The sequence below is a fragment of the Bacillus cereus group sp. Bce041 genome (assembly GCF_052646455.1).
Window position 1 is genome coordinate 1 of record NZ_JBQXON010000021.1, and the last position, 25,474, is coordinate 25,474.

Sequence of the window (25,474 nt, forward strand, 5' to 3'; positions counted from 1 at the left end):
AGAGCTGAAAGGGAACGCTCCTAAACCCAAAGAGAGCGCTCCTATTAGAAAAAGGAACGCTCCTAAATCTAAAGGGGCTCAGCCAGGCAATAAAAATGCCGTGGGTAATAAGGGAGGTTCAGCTCCTTTAGGTAATAAAAATGCCGTGGGTAATAAAGGTGGTGCTGCTCCATTACGTAATGGTAATGCAGTAAGAACTGGAGAGTATCGCAGCCTATGGCAAGATGCCCTGGATGAAGATGAGAAGCAACTACTCCAAATCGAGGAGATTGATCCAATACAAGAGCTTGTTGATGCGATCCAGCTCTATACTTATCGAGAAATGTTTATCATGAAGCGTATAAAGGCAATACGTGAAGGTTTAACACCTGTTCAGAAACGCACTTTAACAGCGCGCACTCCTATAGAAAGAGAAATACAGGTAGAAAATCTATTAAGTGATGAATATAGAACAATGACTATTACGGATTACGAAATGGTTGAGCAATCTATAGAAGAGACTGAAGGTGACCGTATTGCTGCTGTTTTAGCACATGAAGAAGCTTTAACACGAATTCAGGATAAAAAATTAAAAGCAGTTGAAAAATTGGATTCAATGGCCAATATTACGCCTCGTAAATTGGAAATAGAAGAAAGAAAGCTTGCTATTTTAGAAGAAAAATGGGAAAAGGAAAAAGGCAGTACAGGAAATCAACAGCAACAGACAAAAGCATGGGCAGGAAGTTTGGAAAATATCTTTGCAAAAAGAAAAGCGAAAAGGAAAGAATCCTAGTCGCTTAATCACGCTCCCTATACAACGCTTCGATTGCGTTTTGCTTGTCTTCTGGTCTGACGCTACGATAACGAGTAATCATTGCAGGGCTTTCATGTCCTGTTAAGGTTTGAATAGTTTTATCATCAATACCAGCATCAACGAGATCAGTAACAAATGTATGTCTGAATTGGTGAGGATTTACTCCGTAATCATTGCAAATGTGCTGAACCCGTCTTTTACTAATTCTGGTTTGCCTGTTACTTAGGAAGAGAGCTTCTGCGGTACTTTCTCTAGACTTCAAGTAGTCTGCAATAGCATAACGTGCTTCTTTATGTAACGGGATGATGCGCTCTTTATTCCCTTTACCTTGACGTACTCGAATAGTTCCTTGTCTTTCAGAAAGTTTAACATCGTCTATATCCAGGGCAACTAACTCTGCAATTCGAATTCCTGCATAAATACAAGTTAGGAGAATGGCCTTATCGCGTTTGTTACCGCTACGGTCCACTTCTCTCATAATACGAAGTACTTCTTTTCGTTCTAATGCAACAGGAGCTTCACGGTATAAGTTAGGTGCTTTAACTATACGAATATCTTTAATACAATCTGTTTTCTTAGCGAACTGAGAGAATGCTCTAATTGCAGCATAATGGCCATTAATGGTAGATGCACTTTTCTTTTGTGAAGTAAGGTCATCTAAGTATTGCTGAACATCAGAACGAGAAAAATTATATAGATCAGTTTCAACTGCTCCTAGCCATTTTTCGAAGTGAAGCAGCTTGTAATGGTAGCCACGAATTGTTTCGGGGCTTTTTCCATGTTCTTTTTCGTAATTGATAAATGAATCTAGTATATGCATAAAAACACTCCTTTTAATTACACGCCATATTTTATGGTAGATAAATGCAGGCATATGATTGGTAAACCTGCATTGTTATGTCAGCTATTATCTATATTATAGCGTGTAATATAAATTACACGCAATTATAATTTTGAAAGGGATGATTTAATCATGAAGGTTAAAGTTTCAAGTATTAACGATAAAAGTAATTTATCGGATATATTTTTTGGGAAGCGGTACTCGGCAGATGTAACTTTGAAAGAAACGGTATTAGGACAAGAGAAAAGCCACAAAGAATATCTGGAGCTACCAGATGTTATTAATGTGAAAGTATCAGCCTTATTTAAGGAAATAGAAGAATATATCGATAATTCACGTGAAGGTGGAAGTTTAGAGGTTAGATTAGATTTTTGTAAAGATGAGACTGCGGTAGGATGTCATATTTATTACGGTGAAGATAAGATAACCACATATCACGTTGTAAATGGTTTATTTGAAAAAAGTAAATCGTCATTAGCGTATGGTATTCTAGATCAAATTAAACGTTGGTTCGGTTGGGGAAATGATTCGAAACAAAAGTTAATACTGTATATCAATCTGGATGACTGGGAAGAAGAAGTTATTGCGATTCTTAGAGCGTATTCGGATATTCAGGTTGTTGATATGGGTACTCCTGAAAAAGAATAGCAAGTGGGAGGTTCATAAAATGATTAAAGCAATAAGCATTGATACTTTAGTAAATCGTTACTATGAAAAGGTTAAAAGGTTCGTCATGCGCTCAAAAACGATTTCGCTTTATGAAATAGACCGGGAATTCCAAGTAGGACATGTAGTAGCAGCTTATATTATAGACCGCTTAGAAAACGAAGGTGTAATTGCTCCTTATGAAACTTGTATGCCAAGAAAAGTATTATTGAGGAAATAAACAGTGATAGATTTTAATGGTTTGGCTACAGAAGAGGAAGTACTGCAGGACATCATTACGCAGCTACTAGAAATATATGTAGATGATCCGGTGGCGTTTGTAGAAGATATTCTTGGAGTTGAACCTGATCCTTGGCAAAGAGAAGTGCTGTATGATATAGCAAATGATTCACATGTAAGTGTTCGTTCTGGCCAAGGGGTAGGAAAAACTGCAATGGAATCATGGATCTGTATTTGGTTTCTTTGTTGTAGGCCATATCCTAAAATAATATGCACTGCTCCTACAAAACAGCAATTATATGACGTTCTTTGGGCCGAAATTGCAAAATGGCTTAACAATTCTCAAGTGAAAGACTTGCTAAAATGGACGAAAACCAAGATTTATATGAAAGGTTATGAAGATCGTTGGTTTGCTACTGCAAAAACGGCTACACGTCCTGAAAATATGCAAGGTTTTCATGAAGATTACATGCTATTTATTGCAGATGAAGCTTCAGGTATAGCTGATGATATTATGGAAGCGATTCTCGGTACATTATCAGGTTCAGAAAATAAGCTTTTTATGTGTGGAAACCCGACTAAAACTAGTGGGGTATTTTTTGATTCTCATAATAAAGACAGAGCACTATATAAGTCACATAAAGTATCTAGTGAAGATTCTCCTAGAACAAGTAAGAAGAATATCGAAATGCTCAAGAAAAAATATGGAGAAGGTTCCGATGTATATCGTGTTCGTGTTGAAGGAGAATTCCCACGTGGTGAAGCAGATGCATTTATTTCATTAGAAACTGCAGAAGCAGCACGAATGAGAGAAGTATACAAGGTTGAAATTATTGAAGATGAGGAAGAGGAAGCTACGGTAAAAGAGCTAATCCCTGATACTGCAGTTATAGAAATTGGCTGTGACGTTGCTCGTTTTGGTTCAGATGAGACGATTATTGCAACAAGGCGAGGATGGAAAGTGCTACCGCTGCAAGTCCATCATCAAAGAGATACCATGTACGTTACCGGATTATTAATACAAGAAGCAAAGAAGTACTTTTCATGGTGTGAAAGAACCGGAAAACGTATTCCAATTCGTATAGATGATACTGGAGTGGGTGGCGGTGTTACAGACCGTTTAAAGGAAGTTGTAGCAGAAAATGATTATCCGATTGATGTCATACCTATTAACTTTGCGTCTAAGGGTAATGCGGAATATGCCTGTATTGTCAGTGTTATGTATGGCCATTTCAAAGATAATTGCCTTGAATTTGTATCTATACCGGATGATGAAGATTTAATTGCTCAATTATCTGTAAGGAAATATCAAATTAATAGTGATGGACGTATAAAAATAGAACCTAAAAAGGCTATGAAAGACCGAGGGTTAAAATCACCCGACCGAGCAGAAGCGGTAGTAATGGCGTTTGCACCGTTCTATCCAAAAATTAGAGATCGTTCGAAACGTCCTCAAAGAAAGAGAAAAGGAAGGGAGGGTAAAACAGCGTGAGTAAAGTAAGGGCGAAGGTAGTTAAGGTTGATGGAGCATCGACAACTACTAAACAGATATATGACGATGCATTTAGTGGTATGTACGATACAGATGGCATTGTACCACCGCCACACAATATTAAAGAGTTAAAGAAAATCGCCGAATATTCTAGTATTCTGCAGCAATGTGTAGAGGCGATGACTACTAATATATCTGGTTTTGGGTTATCACCAGAATATTCTTTTGACTATAGAGCGGCCAAAACTGAAATTCAAAAGAAAGCAGATGTAGAGTGGGAAAAACTAAGATTCTTCTTAAAATATCTTAGTTTTGATGAAACACCAGAAACAATCTTATCCTGGTCTTTATCAGACATGGAGAAGACAGGAACCGGTTATATGGAAGTATTGCGGAACGGAGCAGGAGAGCCTTGTTCTATTGTATATATGGAATGTGAGGATGTACGAGTAACAAAGTATACTGATCCTGTAGATGTTACGTTTGTTGTGATGCGTGAGAATAAGCCTGTAAAAATGAAAGTCCCTAAGAAGTTTCGTCGGTTTGTTCAGTTGAAAAACGGAAACAAAACATTCTTTAAAGAGTTTGGTGATCCACGTTTTATGAATTCGCAAACAGGTGAATTTACAACCGAACATAATGAGGGAGATGAGGCAACGGAAGTTTTACAGCTGAAGATAGGTCCTACTCCATACGGTAAGCCTAGATATTTGGGTCACCTCGTTTCTTTGTATGGAGCAAGAAAAGCAGAAGAATTGAATTACTACTATTTTAAGCAAGGACGTCACGTACCTGCTGCTATCGTTGTAGAAAATGGTCAATTATCAGCGGAGTCGTATGATGCTGTAGAGAAGTATATGAATGAAATACAAGGTGTAGAAAACTCGCATCAATTCTTATTGTTAGAAGCAGAAGGTTTAGATCAAGAAAAGATGCGCGGTGAAGAGGATATAACGCCTGTAAAAGTGCAAATAAAATCCTTGGCAGAAATGCTGCAGCAAGATGCATTGTTCTTAGAATACGACTCAAAGACGCGTGATAAGTTACGCTCTGCGTTTAGGTTGCCACCGCTATATACAGGTGAGTCCCAGGATTATAACAAATCAACTGCGCAGACTGCAAAACAAGTTACAGAAGAGCAAGTATTCGGACCACAACGGAATATAGTTGGCGGTAAGTTAACTACGTTATTCTGTCAAGCGTTAGAAATACATTACGTCTCTATTATATTAAAAGGGCCTAATACTTCTGATCCAATCGAAAAAGCAAAAGCGTTAATACCATTAATCAATAATGGGTCGCTAACTCCTAATGATCCACGCGATTTAGTTGGGGAAATTTTAGGTAAAGAATTAGAGCCACTTACTTATGAGGGAGCAGATGAAAAACCATTCCAATTAATAGCTGGAACAAATAAAGTGCCTAATCCGATCACTGTAGATCCCACGACAACTCCTATAATGAAATCATTTGATCCTACAGTTGTAGATTTGTTAAAAGGAGTAAGGGATGCATTAGAGGACGTGAGAGATAAATGGAGTCAATAAATCGCGCTTTGTACGTACTAAATACAATATTGAAAGAAGCGGATACTGATGGGGATATATCAGATGATTTACCGGATGATATGCCTGGTGCGGACAGTCTGCAGAGTTTCTATGAAGAGTACGAAAAGAAGTTGGCCAAGCTGCTCCGGAAGCAACTGAAGTATTATTGCAAAGCTTTAAACGCATATGGAGCAGAGGATATTGTTTCAGAGGAGATTCTGAATCTCTTTGAAGAAGATTTGTTTATAAATGATACATTTGAAAATGATATGGCCAATTTATCAAATGAGGTTCTGCTTCCTATTATCATTGCCTTATGTGAAATCATAATGGAATCCCTTGATCCGGATATTTTATTTGAAGAATTATCAGAGCAAACGGAAGCAGATGTTACAAACTGGGGAATAACGTTAGCTGCATTTCTCTTTCTTGCTACGAGGAATGGTATATTAGGTGCTATTTCAGTTGCAATAAAGGGGAATTTAACTATTTCTGCGCTTATAACTGCATTGCAGGACCTAATGGTATTTAGTAGAGGTAGGGCTTCCGGTGTAGCTAAAAGCGAAGTGTTAACAGCTCTGAGTTTTGCTCAACAAGAGAGTTATGGTCAAAGTCCAGCAGTTACAGGAAAGATGTGGGTACATACTGATCGGCAAGAAGGTAATCCGCGTGCAAATCATCAAAAAATGGACGGTGTTGAAGTCCCTGTTGATGAAGAGTTTGAAATAGAAGATTCAGATGAAACGTGTATGTTCCCGCGAGAACCGAAATTAAGCCCTGCTGAAAGAATGCACTGTCATTGCGTTATATTCCCAGTTATAGACGGTCTTACAATTGTATTAAGTAAAGAAGATAAAGAAGCTCTAAGACAGCAGTATATTGCTGAAAGGAGATTGGGAAATTGAGAAAAAGCATATTAAGTGAATATCAAAAAGAAGTTGTAACAGGTGCAGTGCTCTTTGTAGTAGCGTATACATTCGGGTTACTGACAGGTCTATTCATTACAGATTGAAGGGAGGTGAGAAAATGACAGTACGAGAATTGAAAAATGCGAAAATAACGCATGTTTCTTATGTAGATAAGGCAGCGAATAAAAAACAGTTTTTCTTAACTAAATCGGCGGATAAAAGACCTACATTCCAAAAGCAAGTAGACATTATAACGAAAAGTGAAGACGAACAGAAGTTGGTTTATGGTGTCGTATATGAACCTGGTGTAGCAGATGCCCATAATGATTTCATGACTGCGGAAGAAATTGAAAAAGCTGCTCATGAATTTATGAAAGAGGCTCAAAATATTGATACTCAACATGACTTTACAGCAGGAGCAGGTGAAATAGTGGAAAGTTATATAGCTCCGGATGATTTAGAAATCAACGGTACCACTATCCAAAAGGGATCATGGGTTATTGCTACTAAGGCTAGTGATGAAGTATGGGAGAAAATCCAAAAAGGTGAAATCACAGGTTATAGCATGGCTGGTACTGCTGAAGTGGAAGATCAGGAAGATGTATCGAAATCAGAAGATGGAATTTTCAAGTCCTTTATGAAACATATGGGGGCTTTTTTTAATGGGCAAAACACAGCTGCTATTGAAAAAGGTGAAGTAAGAGACAACTACGCTAGAAATCAACAATTACGTAATGTATGGGCTGCTTGGGACAGTATGGAGAGTGCTTATTACAGTTCTAGGTGGGATAACTATACAAATGAAGCGGTTGATTTTGAACGCTTACTGGAAGCCATTCAAGATTTCACAGAAATTATCCAAGAAATACGAGATGGTGGCGATGTGGCCATTGCGAAAGCACTAGAAATGAGACCTGCTACAACTCTTACAGAAGAAATTGAGAAGGCAGGAAGAAAAGTTAGTGCTGCTTCTATGGCAGATATCGAAACCGCTCAAACAGCATTACAAAACATTATTGACCGCGTAAGCGATAAGGAGGAAGACGAATTGAAATTAGAAGATATTACAAAGGCTATATCAGATGCTGTAGAGCCAATTAATCAACGATTACAGGCATTAGAGAAAGGGGATACAGAGGAAACGCCTGAAGAAGAAAAAAATGAGGAACTTACAAAGTCTATTACTGCAGCAATTCAAAAAGCTGTAGAGCCAATTGAGAAACGATTAGGCGATATTGAAGTTGCACGCGGTATTTCTAAACAAGAAGAACAGCATGAAGAAGAAATTCAAAAATCCAATTCTCTATGGGATGGCGTGCTTTAATACACAAATATAAGGAGGAATTCACTATATGTTAGACAATAATAAAATTATCGAAAAAGCAGCTATGACATTATCAGATTTAGCGACAGGAGGGCGACTAAATACAGAACAGTCAAGTGCTTTCTTGAAAATGGTTCAAGCAGCACCAACAATCATTAAAGATTCAAGATTTGTTCCTATGGAATCAGACTCTCGAAAAGTTGAGAAGTTAGGCTTTGGATCAAGAATTTTACGTCCTGGTGTTGAAGGAAAAGCGTTAGCGGATAAAGATCGTTCTGTACCTCAAACCAGCACAGTGAAATTAGAAGCAAAAGAAGTAATTGCAGAAGTTAATATTACGTATGATACATTGGAAAACAACATTGAAAAAGGTAAATTGAAGGAGACGCTTATGCAAATGATTGCAGAACGTGCTGCTCTTGACTGGGAAGAATTAATTGTGAATGGTGATGTTTCTTCAAGTGATCCGTATTTAGCTTTAATCAATGGTATTCGTAAACAAGCTACATCTCACATCGTGGATCATAAAGGAGCTGAGTTTGTAAAAGAAGTATTCAAACACGGTTATAAAGCTGTTCCTACTAAATATTTACGTAATAAGAAAGATTGGAGATTCTATACTTCACAAGGAATTGAAGTTGAATATTTAGATACTATGTCCAATCGTCAAACAGCATTAGGTGACGCAGCAATCAACGGTGGCTTACCTTCTGCTTACGGTGTACCGGTGCAGGGGATTGCTATGTTACAGCCTTACGTAGCTGCAGAAAAGACTGTATCTGACATCATTCTAACGCACCCGAAAAACATCTTAACAGGTATGAGTCGTCAAATTAGCATTGAAGTAGATAAAGATATTCGTGAGCGTAAGTTTATCATTGTATTAACTGCAAAAATCGATGCTAAATTTGAGGAAGAAGATGCGGTAGCGAAAATTATCAATGTAAAAGAGTGAGGTGATTAGTTTTGTATTTTGCTAAGTTAGTAGGTGGCAAGACATATATGATTGATGGCCATATATTTACCGATGGTGTCGAAAAGGTAGTTAAGAAAGAGACATACGAGTATTTAAAAAATAATGATCTGTTCGAAGTTAGGGAAGGTGAGAAAGAAGATGCGCCTTCCCTTTTATCTGGCGAAAAACACACTGAATCTACGTTAAAAAAGCTTTCTAAAGCGGATCAGGAAGAAATTATTCGTTCTTTAACTCAGGGCGATTTTATTCAAGATACAAAAAATGAAAATGAGCGTATCGCTTTAATTCTTGAGTTGCAGGAGCAGGAGGCTTGATATGGCCATTATTACACCGGAACAGCTTATTGATTACACTGAATTCGATGAAGTGAAGCAGAGAAATCCAAAGCTGCTTCGAATGGATATTGTAGAAGCTCAGATCGATATTTTTTCATTAACCTTTGTTGATTTTCAAGATAAAGAAAAGTTTCCGGGGATCCCCGAAGAAGTTGAAATTGCCTGTTTGAAATTAGCGCAATACTACGCTTTGGTTAATTCTGATGAAGCGTCAGTAGAAGGTGTGCAGTCCCAAAGGATGGGGAATTATTCAGAACAAACAATGGGTTATGTAAAACCAAATGTTAAAAAGTTGTTGAATGAATGGATTTCAGAAAAGAAACGTAATGGAACAGTATCGTTACGTTTAAGGAGCCTTTAATTATGAGTAGTAGAGCTTTTAAGCGGCTTCTTATCCATAGCTGTACATTAGTTAAAAAGGGCGTCATTGTCGGTAAAGATGAAAACGGGCGTAATCAATATGAAGATCAAGAAATAACTGATGTACCCTGTCGATTGGATACTATCCGTAAAAAGATGGAGAAAACCGATAAGAGTATAGATACAGTAGAAAAAAACATTCTATTCATGCTTCCGTCTGGTGATGTAGCAGCTGCTGTACAAGTGAAAAATATAAGGATGAGAAAAACCCCTAATGATATTGTTCTAGCAGGGGTTTTTAGCATTCCTGAAAAAAATCCTATATACGGTAGGAAATCTATACATCACTATGAAATCGAACTTGAGAAGGTGAAAAAGTGATGAAATTAAAAGTTACGCATTCTTTTAATATGGGGCTTATTGCAAATCAACTGAAAGAGGCACGTAAGGCGGGTGTAGAGGCTGCTAGAGAACCATTTGCAGCAGAAGCGAAGCGCATCACAGTGGATGAGGATCATGTAGATTCTTCTCGCTATGTCAACTCTATTAGTGTATTAACTGACTTCCCTGCTACAAATAAGACTGGCAGAGGGACAATTAAGCCTACTGGTGACGATATAGTAAACATTATTACAGAAACACGAGATGTTACTAAATTGGAAACCGGAACTGCCGTTCATTATGCTCCACACCTTGAGAGAAGATATAACATTATCGGTCGAGGGTTAGATAATGCAGAAACAGATATGCATGAAGCTGGAGCAGAAGGAATTATAAAAGTATTTTCTAAATAGGTGTGTGATAAAAATGAGCTCTTATGTAAATCCCATACCACCTGTTCGAAAATTATTAGAAAAACACGGCATGACTTGCTATGGAAATAAATTCCCTGAGGATGCTGAGTATCCATGCGTTTGTATTCGTTTGGCAGGTGGAAACGGATATACACGTTTACAGCTCATTGCTCGATCTGAGGATGATGATATAGAAGCGATGAATTTAGCTATAAAAGCAATGAATACATTAGAACGCTTTATATCAGATGTGCAGGAACTGCAGGTTATCTGGTGTGAACGTACCAGTAATCCCGTTCCTTTTACAGATAAAGAATCAAATAAAGAGGAAGCCTGGTGCTATTTAAATTTAGAGCATCTAGGATCTTAAAGGAGTGATAGTATGGCTCAAAAAGCTGTTGCTGAAGAAAAGAAAGAAACCGTAACAGAAAAAGGAGATACGAAAGAAAAAAAGCAGCGCATTTTACTCTGTGAAGGTCCAGCAGAGGGGAATGGAGCTGCTTATTTAATTTTTCGTGATGATTTACAAATTCATACGAATACGGAACTAACTATAGGAAAAGACATTACAGAACATGAAGCAAAGCTGCTTCTTAGTGAAAATACATGGAAATTCAAGGAGGTAACTAAATAATGGCTGAATTATTTAAAGTTGATTCTACAAAAATCGTAGGTGGACCAGGACGTCTTGTAACTGCTGCATATGGGACAAAATTACCAGAGTCAATTGAGGACTTAATTGATCCTACAACATACGTTCTTAAAGCCGGTTGGGAAGATGTAGGAGCCACTCAGGAAGGAATTAAAGTTACACGCTCTTACGATGAGGAAGAAACGGAAGTTGACCAAATTCAAGGGCCAGCAGAAACAACTATTACAAAATGGAGTCATGATGTAAGTACATTACTGGCGGAGAACTCTATTGAAAATAGAAAGTTGGCTTTAATCGGTGGTGCGATTATTCAAAGTTCACCTAAATTTGGAACACCGGTTAAAACTAAAGGTGCTCTCGGTATTGGTGCAACAATCATTACTTTAGAAGTAGCAGTTGGAGCTGATTTCAAAGTAGGAGGATTCCTGAAAATAGGCAATGAAACAAAGAAAATCGTTGCAACATCAGGTAGCTCTATTACTGTGGAAACAGGTATCTCAGCTGCTGCAGAAGAAGGGGCTGATGTAACGCCAATTATTGCACTAGGAACGAAAAGAATTGGATATGGTACGGTTTCCGATGCTCCTATGCGTTCTGCAGCGTTAATTAGTAAACACGAAAAAACAGGTGCATTAACAATTGTAGTATTACGTAAAGTAAAAGTTTCTGGTGAATCTAAAGAGCAAACGTGGGGAAAAGAAAAACGAACAATTCCTTTATCTCTTAAAGCCTTTGCAGAAAGTAACGTTGCTACAGAAGAAAATGTTTATTACGAAATCGAACAAGTAATTTAATAGTTATATAGATGCTAGGAGGAGTACGGTATGGAAAAGATTTTTAAAGCAATTGATACAAATAAAACGATTGGGGAAGTAACACTATCTGATGGTAGTGTTCTTTCTTTACCTAAAATTACATTGAGTAAACTCTTTGAGATTGCGGCATTTATCTGCAAGGATGGTAATAGCTTGTGGAAAGATATTAGGGAAATATTCGCCATGAATGAATTAGGAGTAATGGAGCGCTTGGGCGCAATATTAAGTGTAATGAAGCCAGAGCACTTAGTTAAAATTCATTCTATTCTATTGGAAATTAACGCTGAAGAAGCAATATCCCTAGATCATGATGAAATTCTAGAAATTACTGTTGAATATCTTGAGAGTATTAACATGGGAAAGACCTATTCGTCGATCCAAAGGTTGGCCAAAGTGTTCAACAAGACTCTTCCGGATTGGGATCAGCTAATGGCCAAGTTGGACAGCCTAGTACCAGAGGAGGAGACGTCGGCTGGGAAGGATTCTTAGAAGCAATAGTTGACCAAATTGAATTCGTGTCATCTTACTATGGTTACACTGAAGAGTATGTATTAGATCACACTCTTTACTGGTTAAGGAGAAAGGTAGAACAGGCGTTACAAGAAAAATATGATGCGCATACTAATTCAGTGCGTGGCCAATTCCAAAGCTATTTGCTGCTCCTGGATTCATTATTTAATAAAGGAGCAGAATTTAATAAAATTTTACCTCCTACCCATGAGCAAGCAATTGCAAATAGTCAGGAAAATATTGATGATACGGTAGCGAATGAACAAGAACAGTACGATAAAACACAATGGTGGTTAACTCCTAATGAGGGTTAGCCTCTTTTTTGTGTAGAAAGGAGTGTGAAGTATGAGTAATGTTGGGAAAACAACCATTGAGATAATTGCAGATTCGAAAAAAGCTAGACAAGCATTTTTTGAATTACAAAAAGTAATGGATAAGGGTACTGCAGATTTCGGTAGACGATTAAAACGTAATAATCCATTTAAAATTCTAGAGCAAACTATTAATACAGCTTCTAAAAATATTGAAACTGGATTGAATAAGGTTGAAAGAAAGTTTTCTAGATTAGAGGCAGTGGTTGAGAAGGCTCAGAATCGTTTTGAGGCGTTTAAACCAAGAATAGATATAAATGGTCTTCAACAAGATTTAGCGGCTGCGCAGGACGGTATTAATAGCTTATCTGATTCTGTTAAAAACTTTGATACCGCTATCAATCTGCAAGTAGGAATTGAAGGGCTAGAAACTACAAACAATACACTTAATGATCTGGAAGAGCGTGTTACGAATTCAGTTAATTCTATTTCTCAAAAAATTGAAAGTGTAGCTGCTAATACAAATGGATTAGATTTCTTATCACAATTACCTGGCCAAATCGAAGAGAAAATAAATTCATCTATCCAAGTACTATCTACATTAGAAAATAAAGTATCTGCAGTTGTGCAAAGTATAAATACGACGATACATTCCATTTCAGATCCAGTAACCGTTAATGTTAATACAAACCAATTAGATCAATTAGAAGCAAAAATACAACGTTTAGAACGATTACAAGCCCAATTCGCTAGTACGCAAAGTGATACATTCCATGATTATTATGATTATTTAGATCGTGCAGCAACTCGTATGAGTCAAACTGACCAGCAACAACGAAGACATATGCAACAGCCACGTCAATACACTCCTACTTCTTCCATGATACCAACAGCGGGAGCCGGAGTTGCCAGTATTTCAGCAAGCGCTGCAGCTGCCGCCGCCGTAGCCGCCGCTACTGCCGCAGGTGCAACTGCAACCGCCGCTGCAGCAGCTGGAGCAGCGGCCGCTAGAGCAGCTAAGGCAGCAAGAAAAATGCAGCAAATACTTGCTAATATGCCAGAACATTTAAAGGCTTGGCATACTGAATTTATGCAGATGGAAAGAGACTTAAAGGCACTAGGTCGAGCAGCTCATAGTTTAGATCAAATGGCGGATGCCGCTGTTAGGAATAGAGTAAGTTTGGATCGAATGATGAGTGCGAATTCGGCAGCTAAAGGTGCTGCTAAGGACATTCAGAACTTGAATTCCCACTTGAAAGAAACGCAATTCGCTATTTTAGGTCTGAATAAAGAGGGTAAAGTACGTATTAGCGCTGAAGAATCGCAGGCTCAGTTAGCTAAATTTAGACAAGAAGTTGCTCAAACGCGAGCTAAATTACGAGAATTACGTGATGCGGGTGACATTTCATCTTATGAAGCAGGTAATAAGGCACTCCAGAAACAACTGAGTGAAATCAGAAAAGCTATGAGTGCTGCTGCTATGGGTGGTAATGAGTATAATGCTATGCTCCAACGTTTAGGTGTCCATACGCAAGATGCCGCTAATAGAATGGTTATTATGGCAGAAACACAACGTAATTCGTTCATGCATTCCATTCAAATGATGAATGCAATGAAAACGCAAAGTCAAAAAATGATGGATGCACTTGGTGATACAAGTCATATCCAAAGAATCGATAGAGCATTTTTACAAGTCGGCCACCGTTTAGAGACAATGGCGAAACATGGTAGTGCTGCTCATATTGCATTAAGTCAATTGGGACCAAACGCAAGCATGAAGGCTTTGCAAGATCGTGTTGCATTAATCAATATGGGTATTTTACGAATGCAGCAGGTTGCCATGTATGCAGGAATAGCATTACTTGGATTTACTGCAATTATGGCGAAGGCCGCTGTTGGTCCAAGTCCGGATGAAGTTCGTAAACAACAAGGTGAAATACAAGATGCCTATAATGAAGCGTATAACAAACGTTTAGAGGAGCTTACTAATTGGGCTGGTTTATTTGAAAAAGTTGAATTAAATGCAGTCAAACCAAAAGCTTTAAAAGAAAATCTCCAAGCTCAAGTTAGTATTTTTGAAAAATGGGTCGATAATTTAAAAGATCTTACACGACGTGGTGTAGATAAAGGACTAATAGCAGAGTTAGAAAAAATGGGCCCTAAAGCACTTGGAGAAATCGAAGCGTTAAATTCCATGACAGATAAAGAGTTAACTAGTTATGTTGAGCTATGGCGCAGAAAAGGGCAACTAGCCCGTGAAAAAGTAACTGATGAGCTATCTTACTTAAAAGAATCAACTCAACGACAGATAAGGGAATTAGAAGAGTCCTTAAAACCACTTGGGCTTTCTTGGGAAAAATTCAAAAACACTTGGTCTAAAGCAGCGGAACCATTTGTAGAAGTATGGGGGCAAGCAGCTGCTAAAGTTTTAGATGTTGGAACAGCTATCGGTGAACTAATTGTAAAATTAAATGATCTGAATCCTAGTATTTCTGCTGCAGCGGGTAACTTTATGTACTTGATGACAGCAATGACGTTCCTTTTAGCTCCTATGGCAATAGGTATTGGTAGAGCGAATGGGATGAAAGCAGCCTTTGCAGCTTTATGGGTGGTTATTAGTGATCTAGCTCTTGGTTTACTTCGTGTAGTTGGAATGGCTTCTGTCATATCGGCATCAATCGTTATTGTTGTCGGTTCTTTAATGAAAATGTGGGATGCTTCAGAAAAACTCCGGAATTCAGTCACAAACGGATGGGATGCAATAAAGTCTTCTTTCTCTGAAGGGTTTAATTCAGTTCAAAGTGACTCGGATAAAACTATAAGTGTTTGGCGTCAAATGGGAGATGCACTTGCTGGTGCAGTTGATTTTATGGTGATGTGTATTAAACCATTTGCAGAGATTTTTGGTGGTATGGTTGCTTCTACCATTGAATGGGCAGGAAAGTTATCTGGGACATTCTCTAAAGTCCCAGAAGGCGCTCAACACTACCAAGATTTAAAAGATAAAGCTATTCTGCACATGATGGAACTAAGAACAAAAACCGGTGAAGAAGCGGAAAAAGCGAAGAGTGAAACCATCCAAGCATTCCAGGAGATGACGAACGAGGTTATAAAAGAATTGGACGGGAAAAAAGGACAATTCGAAACAATGTTTGCTCAATTAATGGGTGTAGTGCCTGAGAGTGCTCAGAAAACGCTTGAAACAGTTAAAAATAACATTGTAGATTCCATAAACAAACAAATTGAAGCAGCAAAAACTGCAAATAAAGTTCTTATGGAAGGTGTGCAGAAGTACCAGGGCGACATCTCTAAGATGCCAAAAGACTTTGCTGAACAATATCGTCAGGCAATGGCAGTAGCAGATAATAATATAAAGTTATTCTACGATAAAGCAAGTCAATTAACTGGATTAGCCGATAGTATAAATAAAGGCGGACTTTTAAGCGTAGAAGCAGGTAAAAAGAAGTTCGGGGAAATAATGACCACCTTCAAAGAGGGTATGGATGGTTTAACAAAACAAACGGATGAAATGCGTGAACGAATCGAAAAAGAATACAATTTAGGAAAAATAAATGATGGTGACCGCAAAGCAACTTTAGATGCTATTGATCTATACGAAAAGAAACACGTTATGGATTTAATCGGTATCCGTAATGAGGGCACAAAAGCTCTAGAAAATAATTTGAAAGCTGAAGATGCTGCTCTTGTATTAGCTAATCCTCGTAAAAAAGAATTAGAAAAAGCTGCTTGGTACGAAAAATATAAAGAATTGTTATTCGGAGCAGAAACTTATGGTGAGGCCATGAGTCGCTTTAACAGTGAGCAAGACAAAGCGGAAAAATCACATAAAGAAGCCTTAGCTAATTATGAAAAACAGTATGGTCGAGAAAAAATCGAAAATATAAATCAATATACTGCTGAGTTATCTAAAGGTACTAAATCCTCAATTATGCTTGCTGAAACTATGGCAAAAGAAATTGATGGGAAGATGAAGGTTGATTTAGGACCTGCAGGAACATTCACGGTCAAATCCTTTGTTGATAAGCTGAAAAACGGTGAGTTACAGGCGAATGATGTAGCAGTAGCGAACGCTAATAAACTAAAAGATGTTTACAAAGTGGATTTATCCGAAAGTGGAATGTCTTCTATGCAGACCTTTACACAAGGACTTATAGGAAAAGACACTTCTGAAATTAAACAGGCATTAGGTGTAAAACTTGCTAATGATACTAATATCGATCTTGGAATTTATGGCCAAATGACAATTGGCACCTGGATGCAAGGGCTACAAAACGGAACTTTATCTTTTGATACGGTATTTCAGTATTTTCAGCAGCAAGTTAAGAATGGCGTAAAAGTAGATGCTACTGCAGAAGGACAAGCAAATATACAAACGCTTGTAAACGGAATGAATATCGGAGCCTTATCTGTAAGTCAGGTAGCGCAATTGATTGGTTTAGATATTAAAAGTAATGCAAGTGTTGATCTTGGAGCAGAAGGCACATTTACAGTCCAATCTTTAATACAAGGTATGCAAAGTAAGCAAATCGATGCCCAAACAGCTGCGATGATTATCAAAGAATTAATCGCTAACGGTGCGAAATTAGATGCTACGCAAATTGGTTCTGATATCTCTAATACGCTTGGTTATGGATTAGGTTCCAACCCTTCTCCTGTTAATGCAGCTAATCAACAACGAGGCGGAGTTGAAGGTGCGCTAGCCGGTACATCTGATGGTGGAGGCGGAGCAAAAAGCGGTACGAACCTTGGAGATGGAATACTATCTAAACGTGGTTACATAAAAGGTAGTGCTTTAGATGTTGTAGCTGCAGCCCAGGAAGGTATGAATACAATAAATGGTAATCCATCTGGTCAAAAAGGTGGAATTGATTTTGCACAAGGTATCGGTTCTCAAAAAGGTAATGCGCAGAATAATGCCCAACAAAACGTGAATGCTGCTCATGGAGGATTCGGAAATATTAACGGTGATCCGTTCGGTTTAAAGGGTGGTAGTGGATTTGCTAATGGTTTAATGTCTACTCGCGGTCAAGCACAAAATGCAGGTAGCGATGTTGCATCAGCGGGAGAACGAGGGTTAAAAAGTACTAATACAGAAAGTCTAGGTTCTCACTTTGCATCTGGTTTTTCTAGTGGTATCCGTAGTGGTAAAAGCCTTGCACAAAGCGCCGGAGAAGCTCTAGCTTCAACAGCGTTTGAGGCTGCAAGAAGATGGTTAGAAGTTCGATCTCCATCTCGTAAGGTTAAACGTGAGATAGGTTTTCATTTCGGAACAGGATTTGCAGCAGGTATTGGAGAGTCCACAAAAACTGTTGTAACTGCATCGCGCAATCTAGCGCAATCTGCATTTTCTATGCTAGATAGCTTTACGGGCGCTACAGATGGATCTTCTTTTGTAGAACCTTTTGTAAATAATGTAACGAATATGACCGACAGGGTTATGACACATGTCCAAACATTCGGAAATAAAATTACTGATGTAATGGACAGTGTAAAAGATACACTGAGTCAAAATATTAGTGGGAATATAAACTTTGATTTAGCTTCAGAAAGTATTAAGAAAACGTTACAAAATGCGCAGATGAATTTATCGGATCAGTTTATGCATAATCTTGACGGTAAAATTCCTTCTTTATCAGCAAGTAGCATACCGAATTTAAATGAAATTATCACTGCAGTGCAACCTGCAACTTCTCATAATAAAGAGATTAATCTAACGGTTAATCTTACATCTCTAATGGATGGCAGAGAGGTTGCGAAAATAACGGCTCCATATACTACTGAAATTCAAGAACGAGAAAAACAGCAAAGAGATCGATTTAAGGGGTGAGAATATGAGTGAATACCAAAGTTTCACCTTTAACAATCAACGAAAAGATTATATTGTAATGCCTGTCGGTCGAAAACGTCCTGCATGGGCACCAGTCAAACGTAATTTTTTAAATATTCCAGGTCATCCTGGATCTATATTACTAAATACTGAAATTGAGGCACGTCAAATAGACGTGCCTCTTATTGTTAAGGGAGAAAACATAGGAGATTTACAAAAAGTTAAAGAGGATTTAGCGGATTGGTTAGTCACTGAACGCGAATGCGAATTAGTGTTTGACGATGAGCCGGATCGTACTTATTTAGTTGTTGTAGACGGTTCGTTTGATGCTGAAGAGTTGGTTAATAGAGGGAAAGGAACAGTTACCTTTATTGCGCCTATGCCTTATAAGTTAGGAAAGGTAAAAAAACATAAATTTGCTAAAGAAGGGGTCGCAGAATTAACATCTTCTTTCGAAAATACTGGCACTGAGGAAACGCCGCCTCGTATTGAAATAAATGTTAAACAACCTGCTACATTTTTAGATGTATTCTTTGACGAATCTCCAGGAAATCGTAACTATTTTAGACTTGGACATCCTCTAACTGTAATGCAAAAGCCAGCTCAGCAAAGGGAGCGCGTCATGTGGGATGATATGTCTACTGTTATTGGTTGGACACCAATTAAGGGCACATTTGATGATATGCAAGGTACAGGAGAATTAAAAGTAAAAGATGGGACTGGCCTATATTGTCCTTATTATGGCGAAGAAGGAACAGCAGGTTTTCATGGTGGACTTGCTAAAAAAAATATCCCTGGTGGTCCACTACAAGATTTCGAATTAGAAGCCTGGGTACATTTACAATCTAGAAATGCAGATCAAATGGGACGTGTGGAAATCATTCTACTCGATGAAACGAGCAATATGGTAGCCCAGATTAATATGAACGATTTATATTGGGAGGCTGAAATTACTAAGGCGCATATGACGCTTGGTGATAATGCAGTACCTGGAAGTAGACGTCTTTTAGTTGAGACCACTGGTGCGTATTCTAATACATTTAATCAATTTTATGGTCGGCTGCGTATCGCTAGGAGAGGCAGAGAATGGTCTGTTTATGTAGCGCGTTTTAGAGACGGTACAGAGATTGATGATGCATCTTTAGTAGAGCGTTGGACGGATTCTGAGACTAATCCAAATCCTATGACGTCACGAAAAGTTGCACAAGTCATGATTGCAATTTGTCGTTGGGATAGAAATACACCGGTTTATACAATGCAAATTGACGACCTTAAAATTTGGAAGTTAAACAACATTGATACTAATGCTGTGCCGTACATTTTCGACACAGGAGATAAAGTGGTTATTGATTCAGAATATGGACATGTAACGATCAATGGTAAAAATGCTATTGATTTAAAAGAAGTAGTTTCTGAGTTTCCGCTGATAGTTCGAGGAGAAAATCGTATTGATATTAGACCTACGGAATTAGATGCAACAATTAGTTATAGGGAGCGATTTAAATGAAAAAGGTCAGTGGGCTATTTCATATCGTGGATTTTAAAACAGAAAAGATCATTGCAGTTTTACAACCAAAAGATTATTACGATGATTTAAGACATTGGGAATTAAAAAGTAATATTGATACCCTGACATTTAAAGTATTAATAGACAATCCTAATGCAGATGCCCTAATTCAGCAAAATTTAATTTTAAGACAAACTAGAGACGGTCGTTTTATTCCGTATGTTATCGAGGAAGCTATTCAAACAAAAGATGGAAGATTTATAGAAATCTTTTCATCTGCTGTATGGGTAGAAATTGCTCAATCAGGAATTATACGGCCGCAGCGTATCGAAGGTAAAACAGTCAATGAATTTATTGATATGGCTCTTATAGGTATGAAGTGGAAACGTGGAAAAACTGATTATGCAGGATTCCATACAATGACTATCGATGAATTCATTGATCCACTTACCTTTTTAGGAAAAATAGCTTCTTTATTTAAATTTGAAATACAGTACCGTGTAGAAGTTTTTGCTAATAAAATTGTCAATTGGTATGTCGATATGATAGCAAAACGAGGACGGTATACAGGTAAAGAAATTAACCTGGGAAAAGACTTAATTAATGTCCGAAGAATTGAAAATACCCGAAATATATGTACAGCTCTTGTAGGTTTTGTAAGGGGCGAGGGTGACAGTGTAATTACCATCGAAAGTATAAATAATGGACTTCCTTATATTGTAGATAACGAAGCCTTTCAGCGTTGGAATGTAAAAGGATTTCACAGGTTCGGATTTTACACACCCGAAACAGATAACCTGAATATGACACCACAACGTTTACTTACTTTAATGGAAATGGAAATAAAAAAAAGAAAAGCTGCATCTGTTTCATATGAAGTAGATGCACAAAACTTAGAACGTGTAAAAGGATTTGAGCATGAGCAAGTAGGTGAAGGAGACACGATAATTATTAAAGATCCAGGGTTCAAGCCTAAGCTTTATTTGGAAGCAAGGGTGATTGCTGGGGACGAGTCTTTTAAAGATCCTACTGCAGAGAAATATCTGTTTGGTAATTACAGAGAAATTACAGATCCGAACGAAGAAATGCGAAAATTATACAATAGACTCCTGGGGCAATTAAGTGGTAAGGCAAACAAAGAGTTGTTGGATCAACTAGAAAAATTGGTTGAAGAAAACGGAGAAACCATCGAAACCATACGAAAAGAATCTGAAGCAGTTAAAAAGTTGGCAGAAAAGGTTCAAGAAAACTTGAAGAATAATACTGTTAATATTATTGAATCTAAGCAGCAGCCTACAGAGAATCTTCAAATTGGTAAGACGATATGGCGAGATATTAGTAACGGTAAACCTGGTGTTTTAAAAGTATGGAACGGGAAAGATTGGGAGCTCCTTATTCCTGATGTGGAATCAATTAAAAAAGATACACTGGAGCAGGTTAATAAGGATATTAAACTTGCAAAAGAAGAATTAAATAAGAAAGTGGAAGAAGCGCAACAAGAAACCACTGGCCAATTTAATACAGTAACAGAGGATCTTTCAAAAGTTACAAGAACTATTTCTGATGTACAAAGAGAACAAGGTGAAATCGATAAAAAAGTAACCCAGTTTGTACAGGATTCTGAGGGATTTAAAACTTCTATTGAATCGTTAACGAAAAATAATACTGAGACTACAAATAAAATCAACACCTTAGAAAGTGATGTGGATGGAAATACGAAAGTTATTTCACAAGTTAAAGAAAGTGTAGCAAACATTAATGACGATGTAAGAAACTTGTTAATCGGTTCTAAATCTTTTGATGGTGCTTTGACCTTTGCACAAGCAGACAATCGTTGGTGGTTTAAATCAGCAGATAAAGTTAAAATTTCGAAGGATGTTTTTCAAGGTAATGCAGTTGTTGAAACCCAATCATCATGGACTGCTTTAGCTTATAACTTCAAGGATTTAGTAGATCGAAAAGTTGTAAAAGTAGGAGATAAAGTAACCTATTCAATTTTTACTCGTGTAAAAGGTTTACCGGATGGCCAAGATTTACAACACACTTTCTATTTTGCACCAGGTGCTACTGGAATTCGTCCAAATAAATCTACTAATCAATGGCAAAGAGTAAGCGTTTCGTTCACAGTGACAGCAAGTATGATGTCATCACCGGGAACAGATAACGAGAGTCATTTTCGTGTAGAGCCTGATGCAAATCCTCCTGCTGGTTGTTGGTATCAGCAGAGTTCACCACAATTGACTATAGGCAGTAAAGATTATTCGTGGCGACCTGCTCCTGAAGATATTGCAGATGGTAATGTTTTCACCAAGATAACAACCGAGATCAAAGAAGAAGCTGGGAGAATCTCTAAAAAATTGGAGCAGGTTGAATCGCGTACAGTGGGTGTTGAAAACTGGCTAATCAATACTGGGCGAAATCAAAAGCCACAAACACTTGGAATGTCTGGAGGCGCACTAGTCAACAAAGCTGCTCAATCGTTCACTGAGGATTACATGATCGTAGAATGTACAGATCATACCGACTCTTTCTACCAATTCCATCTAGATAATACTAAGATGGGTGACTACGAAAAAGAGAAAGATATGACATTTAGTATCGATATGCAAAACGATGTTCCTATTGATTTACTTGTATTCCAATTTATTAATGGAGTTTGGGCAGAAAACTTGTACAATAGATTCCCTGTCGCTAATTGGTCTAGAAGATCATTTACATTTAAAATTGATGCGCGGGCAACTGGATGGGGATTACGATTAAGATTTGAAAGAAACGAAAATTCAAAGGGTAAGAAATTTCGTTTCAAGAAACCTAAACTAGAAAAAGGTTCTGTTCCTACAGGTTTTACAAAATCGACTTATGAGTTGGATCAAAGTTTCGAGGGTGTAAAAGAGCGTATTGAAAAAACGGAATCTATCCTTAATGATGCTGGTGATCGTAACTATGTACGTAACGGAGATTTCACACACTATTGGGCCGATAATGAGCTGCAATGGGATAAGAACCTAAACGGTAATTTGCGCGCTGGTAATTGGGCAACAGGTTATAACGCTGGAACAACAGATCCTACAAAGGGTTATCATATGCACGTTAATGACCAAAAGTTTGGGTATCCCGTAGTTGCTGTTATTAACAAAAATGGTCAATTCGGTCAAGCTAAAAGGTGGCTTGGAATGCCTCAAGAAATGCCAGCTAGTTTTCGAAATGATTTCCAGCCAGGTGATACGTACACAATCGCCTTAGATGTATGGTCAGAAACAGCAAACAACAGACTAGCGGTAGGATTACACCACTTTATTGAGGGTAACAATTCAATGGGCTTTCATAGCGGGGGTACGCCAGAATTGACGATTGAACCTGTTAAAAAGTGGGTTCGAGTTCATGTAACAATGAAATTACATGATAAATCAGATATGAAAAAAGGCTTTAGTTTGTATATTTATGGTGATCGTTCTGCTGATGGTAGTGAGTGCTACTTCAAAAATGTATCCGTGTTAAAAGGATCTATGCCAAAAGCATTCGCTCCGTCTCCGGAAGATGGGGTAAAAGAAAATGTATTCAGCCAGAAAGTAACGGAGATTACGCGGAACGCCGAAGGGATAACAAGTGATGTAAAAAAAATACAGGAAATACAAACTCAGCAAGGGCAAACACTGACTCAAGCTACTACAACGATCCTGCAACAATCTGAAGAATTGAAGCTAGCAATGAAAAAGAAAGATGTTGAAGCTTATGTAGGTGGTTTAGGTACTGTCAACGAGTTGCGTGATGCTAATTTTACGTTAGGACCGAAATATTGGTTTTGGAATAGCGGTAATGGAGCTACTGGTGCTGTTGATACGAATTTAAAATACAAAGGTATGAATACATTTGCAATTACCGTTACTGGCCAGTCCCAAGATCGTTGGTGGGGACTTACAAGTCAATTTATTGAGTGTCAAGTTAACGAAGACTTTGTTGCATCAGGTTATTTCAATACTGACGGGAAAACACCTATTGATAGTGTCGGTGCATTTATTGAAATTGAATGGTGGACTGCTGACAAAAAAACTCGCATTAAGACAGCTAGAACGAATATCACTGTTGTAAATCATACATGGGTTCGTGCTGTATGCACAGATAAAGCACCAGCCAATGCAGCGTTTGTGAGATGGCGTTATTACGTTACAAGAAATGGGCGTTTATGGTGTGCTGCTCCTATGTTACAACGTGGCACTATAGCTACAGAATTTTGGCTACATCCGAAAGATCAAACGGATGCTGACAAAATGCTAGAAGATATAGCCAATAGAATAGCTACTGAAGATTACAATAAAAAAGTTACAGAATTAGAAAGAAGTATTAGTACTAATAAAGAGGGCGTTTCAATCATTTCCGAAAAACAAGAAACGTTTATAAATGAGACTTACGCCGCTTATGTAAAAGAAACGGGTTCTAAACTTAAGGTTCTTGATGAAGGAATCCTTGCAGAAGTTAAAAAAGGTAATATCATCGCAGCTATTAACTTTTCATCGGAAAAATTAGAAATTGATGTTTCGAAGGTAGCTATTAATGCCGATACAATGGTGAAATGGTTAACGGCAAAAGGTATTGATACGAATCTTATTAGAATTGATGGTGATAAGATAACCATTGATAAAGATGGTGTAACTGTTAAAATGCTAGACTTCCTATTCCAAGACGAATGGGGAACGAAAACAACTGCGGTATCAAGACGAAACCTAATAGCAGATCCTGACTTTTCTAGTGTTACAAAGAAAAACATCGGACATAACGATTATTATGGGTTTGAAGGTGGATACGGCCTTACTTGGAAGTCATGGGGAAATGTTGTAATAGAAAAGAATACGCATATATTCGATTACGAGCAAATGGTAAATGCTGCAAGGGTAGATATGTATAACTATCCCGAAACAGTCGTGAATAATGGGATACATCCTGGTAACGAATATACAGTTTCTGCTCACTTTAGAACAGCTATGATAAATGGTGTACGTAAAACAGGGAAACCTCGTTTACAAGTATGCTGCGTTAAATTCCGAGACAATGTAAGTTACGATATATGGAATGAACAAAAAATGGATTTTCCTGAACCGTCTACATTTTATGGAGAAATCAGAAGATACTCTTTCACTTTCAAAGTGCCAACAAACTATATTCCGCAACAGCACGCATTAATTATTAAAGTTTGTTCTGGAAATGCTGACATGAGACAAGGGACAGCAATTTGTGTAAGTGGTGTAACGTTATACAGTGGCAAATATGCATCTATGTATAATTGGGATCGTGCTGCAGCAGAAAGAGCAGATGGTATTCAGCCGTTTAACGCGCTTGCTGTAGGTGGTGTGAATAATAATATAGCTCCAGCAGCAGACGGACAAACATTTGATATAAGCACTGAAAAAGAAGTTAAAATCTATAGAAATATCCGAGCGATGCAGGGAATTAACTTAGGTGGCGGTGGATTCCAACAATGGGGGCATATACGTTTTACAGACGGTAATGCTGGAGCAGGTTTTTATACGAGTACTCCAAGTGGTTGGAAATTTAACGCACTTGGATAGAAAGGAGAAATA

The 25,474-nt window shown here is 37.9% G+C and carries 21 protein-coding genes; 20 read left to right on the plus strand and 1 reads right to left on the minus strand.

What is annotated here, in order from left to right:
• On the plus strand, nt 1-772 hold a 772-nt coding region (locus ACUN13_RS29300; RefSeq protein ID WP_445424082.1), incomplete at its 5' end, for a hypothetical protein.
• A 4-nt stretch (nt 773-776) separates the two neighbouring features.
• Here the strand turns inward: ACUN13_RS29300 and ACUN13_RS29305 are convergent.
• Nucleotides 777-1,613 carry a tyrosine-type recombinase/integrase gene (locus ACUN13_RS29305; protein WP_445424083.1) on the minus strand — a complete coding sequence of 279 codons (837 nt, stop codon included), beginning with the start codon at nt 1,611-1,613 and terminating at the stop codon, nt 777-779.
• Between the two features lie 153 nt (nt 1,614-1,766).
• Here ACUN13_RS29305 and ACUN13_RS29310 point away from each other — a divergent pair, with 153 nt between their 5' ends.
• The 19 genes from ACUN13_RS29310 (at nt 1,767) to ACUN13_RS29400 (ending at nt 25,462) form a co-directional block, all read left to right on the plus strand.
• On the plus strand, nt 1,767-2,282 hold the full coding sequence (locus tag ACUN13_RS29310; protein ID WP_043935967.1) for a hypothetical protein: 516 nt from the start codon (nt 1,767-1,769) through the stop codon (nt 2,280-2,282).
• 19 nt (nt 2,283-2,301) lie between these two features.
• Entirely contained in the window at nt 2,302-2,520 is a 219-nt protein-coding gene (locus tag ACUN13_RS29315; RefSeq protein WP_445424084.1) for a DNA translocase FtsK, read from the plus strand.
• A gap of 21 nt (nt 2,521-2,541) precedes the next feature.
• Nucleotides 2,542-4,011: a DEAD/DEAH box helicase family protein gene (locus ACUN13_RS29320; protein WP_445424139.1), complete on the plus strand. Its 1,470-nt coding sequence runs from the start codon at nt 2,542-2,544 to the stop codon at nt 4,009-4,011.
• On the plus strand, nt 4,008-5,558 hold the full coding sequence (locus ACUN13_RS29325; protein ID WP_445424085.1) for a phage portal protein: 1,551 nt from the start codon (nt 4,008-4,010) through the stop codon (nt 5,556-5,558). The genes ACUN13_RS29320 and ACUN13_RS29325 overlap by 4 nt, the downstream gene beginning before the upstream one ends.
• Complete coding sequence (locus ACUN13_RS29330) at nt 5,546-6,463, plus strand: phage minor head protein (RefSeq protein ID WP_445424086.1); 918 nt, start codon at nt 5,546-5,548, stop codon at nt 6,461-6,463. Before ACUN13_RS29325 ends, ACUN13_RS29330 begins: the two co-directional genes overlap by 13 nt.
• A 121-nt stretch (nt 6,464-6,584) precedes the next feature.
• A complete protein-coding gene (locus tag ACUN13_RS29335) occupies nt 6,585-7,790 on the plus strand; it encodes an XkdF-like putative serine protease domain-containing protein (RefSeq protein ID WP_445424087.1) in 1,206 nt (401 codons plus the stop codon).
• Between the two features lie 28 nt (nt 7,791-7,818).
• Nucleotides 7,819-8,745 (plus strand): phage major capsid protein, encoded by a 927-nt coding sequence (locus ACUN13_RS29340; protein ID WP_445424088.1) that lies wholly within the window; start codon nt 7,819-7,821, stop codon nt 8,743-8,745.
• Nucleotides 8,746-8,756: 11 nt separating this feature from the next.
• The gene (locus ACUN13_RS29345; protein ID WP_445424089.1) at nt 8,757-9,080 is read left to right on the plus strand and encodes a YqbF domain-containing protein; all 324 of its coding nucleotides are present in this window, start codon (nt 8,757-8,759) and stop codon (nt 9,078-9,080) included.
• A gap of 1 nt (nt 9,081) precedes the next feature.
• A complete protein-coding gene (gene yqbG, locus ACUN13_RS29350) occupies nt 9,082-9,462 on the plus strand; it encodes a protein YqbG (RefSeq protein ID WP_445424090.1) in 381 nt (126 codons plus the stop codon).
• Nucleotides 9,463-9,464: 2 nt separating this feature from the next.
• Nucleotides 9,465-9,842: a hypothetical protein gene (locus ACUN13_RS29355; RefSeq protein ID WP_445424091.1), complete on the plus strand. Its 378-nt coding sequence runs from the start codon at nt 9,465-9,467 to the stop codon at nt 9,840-9,842.
• Entirely contained in the window at nt 9,842-10,255 is a 414-nt protein-coding gene (locus ACUN13_RS29360; protein ID WP_445424092.1) for a hypothetical protein, read from the plus strand. The genes ACUN13_RS29355 and ACUN13_RS29360 overlap by 1 nt, the downstream gene beginning before the upstream one ends.
• 13 nt (nt 10,256-10,268) lie before the next feature.
• Nucleotides 10,269-10,625: a hypothetical protein gene (locus ACUN13_RS29365; RefSeq protein ID WP_043935953.1), complete on the plus strand. Its 357-nt coding sequence runs from the start codon at nt 10,269-10,271 to the stop codon at nt 10,623-10,625.
• Nucleotides 10,626-10,637: 12 nt separating this feature from the next.
• Complete coding sequence (locus ACUN13_RS29370) at nt 10,638-10,889, plus strand: hypothetical protein (RefSeq protein WP_445424093.1); 252 nt, start codon at nt 10,638-10,640, stop codon at nt 10,887-10,889.
• Nucleotides 10,889-11,701, plus strand: coding sequence for a phage tail tube protein (locus tag ACUN13_RS29375; protein WP_445424094.1), 813 nt, complete (start codon nt 10,889-10,891; stop codon nt 11,699-11,701). Before ACUN13_RS29370 ends, ACUN13_RS29375 begins: the two co-directional genes overlap by 1 nt.
• Nucleotides 11,702-11,731: 30 nt before the next feature.
• Nucleotides 11,732-12,211, plus strand: coding sequence for a hypothetical protein (locus ACUN13_RS29380; protein WP_043935947.1), 480 nt, complete (start codon nt 11,732-11,734; stop codon nt 12,209-12,211).
• Complete coding sequence (locus tag ACUN13_RS29385) at nt 12,139-12,546, plus strand: hypothetical protein (protein ID WP_445424095.1); 408 nt, start codon at nt 12,139-12,141, stop codon at nt 12,544-12,546. Before ACUN13_RS29380 ends, ACUN13_RS29385 begins: the two co-directional genes overlap by 73 nt.
• A 31-nt stretch (nt 12,547-12,577) precedes the next feature.
• Nucleotides 12,578-18,391, plus strand: a complete 5,814-nt coding sequence (locus tag ACUN13_RS29390; RefSeq protein ID WP_445424096.1) for a phage tail protein — start codon at nt 12,578-12,580, stop codon at nt 18,389-18,391.
• 4 nt (nt 18,392-18,395) lie between these two features.
• Nucleotides 18,396-19,898, plus strand: a complete 1,503-nt coding sequence (locus tag ACUN13_RS29395) for a distal tail protein Dit (protein ID WP_445424097.1) — start codon at nt 18,396-18,398, stop codon at nt 19,896-19,898.
• Nucleotides 19,895-25,462: a phage tail spike protein gene (locus ACUN13_RS29400; protein WP_445424098.1), complete on the plus strand. Its 5,568-nt coding sequence runs from the start codon at nt 19,895-19,897 to the stop codon at nt 25,460-25,462. Before ACUN13_RS29395 ends, ACUN13_RS29400 begins: the two co-directional genes overlap by 4 nt.
• The last annotated feature ends 12 nt before the right edge of the window (nt 25,463-25,474 follow it).

Bases quoted from the DNA above. Each gene is read 5' to 3' on its own strand.
- ACUN13_RS29395 (WP_445424097.1), top strand. From the start codon at position 18,396: ATGAGTGAATACCAAAGTTTCACCTTTAACAATCAACGAAAAGATTAT.
- ACUN13_RS29330 (WP_445424086.1), top strand. From the start codon at position 5,546: ATGGAGTCAATAAATCGCGCTTTGTACGTACTAAATACAATATTGAAA.
- ACUN13_RS29400 (WP_445424098.1), top strand. From the start codon at position 19,895: ATGAAAAAGGTCAGTGGGCTATTTCATATCGTGGATTTTAAAACAGAA.
- ACUN13_RS29340 (WP_445424088.1), top strand. From the start codon at position 7,819: ATGTTAGACAATAATAAAATTATCGAAAAAGCAGCTATGACATTATCA.
- ACUN13_RS29365 (WP_043935953.1), top strand. From the start codon at position 10,269: ATGAGCTCTTATGTAAATCCCATACCACCTGTTCGAAAATTATTAGAA.
- ACUN13_RS29305 (WP_445424083.1), bottom strand. From the start codon at position 1,613: ATGCATATACTAGATTCATTTATCAATTACGAAAAAGAACATGGAAAA.
- ACUN13_RS29390 (WP_445424096.1), top strand. From the start codon at position 12,578: ATGAGTAATGTTGGGAAAACAACCATTGAGATAATTGCAGATTCGAAA.
- ACUN13_RS29310 (WP_043935967.1), top strand. From the start codon at position 1,767: ATGAAGGTTAAAGTTTCAAGTATTAACGATAAAAGTAATTTATCGGAT.
- ACUN13_RS29335 (WP_445424087.1), top strand. From the start codon at position 6,585: ATGACAGTACGAGAATTGAAAAATGCGAAAATAACGCATGTTTCTTAT.
- ACUN13_RS29315 (WP_445424084.1), top strand. From the start codon at position 2,302: ATGATTAAAGCAATAAGCATTGATACTTTAGTAAATCGTTACTATGAA.
- yqbG (WP_445424090.1), top strand. From the start codon at position 9,082: ATGGCCATTATTACACCGGAACAGCTTATTGATTACACTGAATTCGAT.
- ACUN13_RS29375 (WP_445424094.1), top strand. From the start codon at position 10,889: ATGGCTGAATTATTTAAAGTTGATTCTACAAAAATCGTAGGTGGACCA.
- ACUN13_RS29370 (WP_445424093.1), top strand. From the start codon at position 10,638: ATGGCTCAAAAAGCTGTTGCTGAAGAAAAGAAAGAAACCGTAACAGAA.
- ACUN13_RS29355 (WP_445424091.1), top strand. From the start codon at position 9,465: ATGAGTAGTAGAGCTTTTAAGCGGCTTCTTATCCATAGCTGTACATTA.
- ACUN13_RS29380 (WP_043935947.1), top strand. From the start codon at position 11,732: ATGGAAAAGATTTTTAAAGCAATTGATACAAATAAAACGATTGGGGAA.
- ACUN13_RS29360 (WP_445424092.1), top strand. From the start codon at position 9,842: ATGAAATTAAAAGTTACGCATTCTTTTAATATGGGGCTTATTGCAAAT.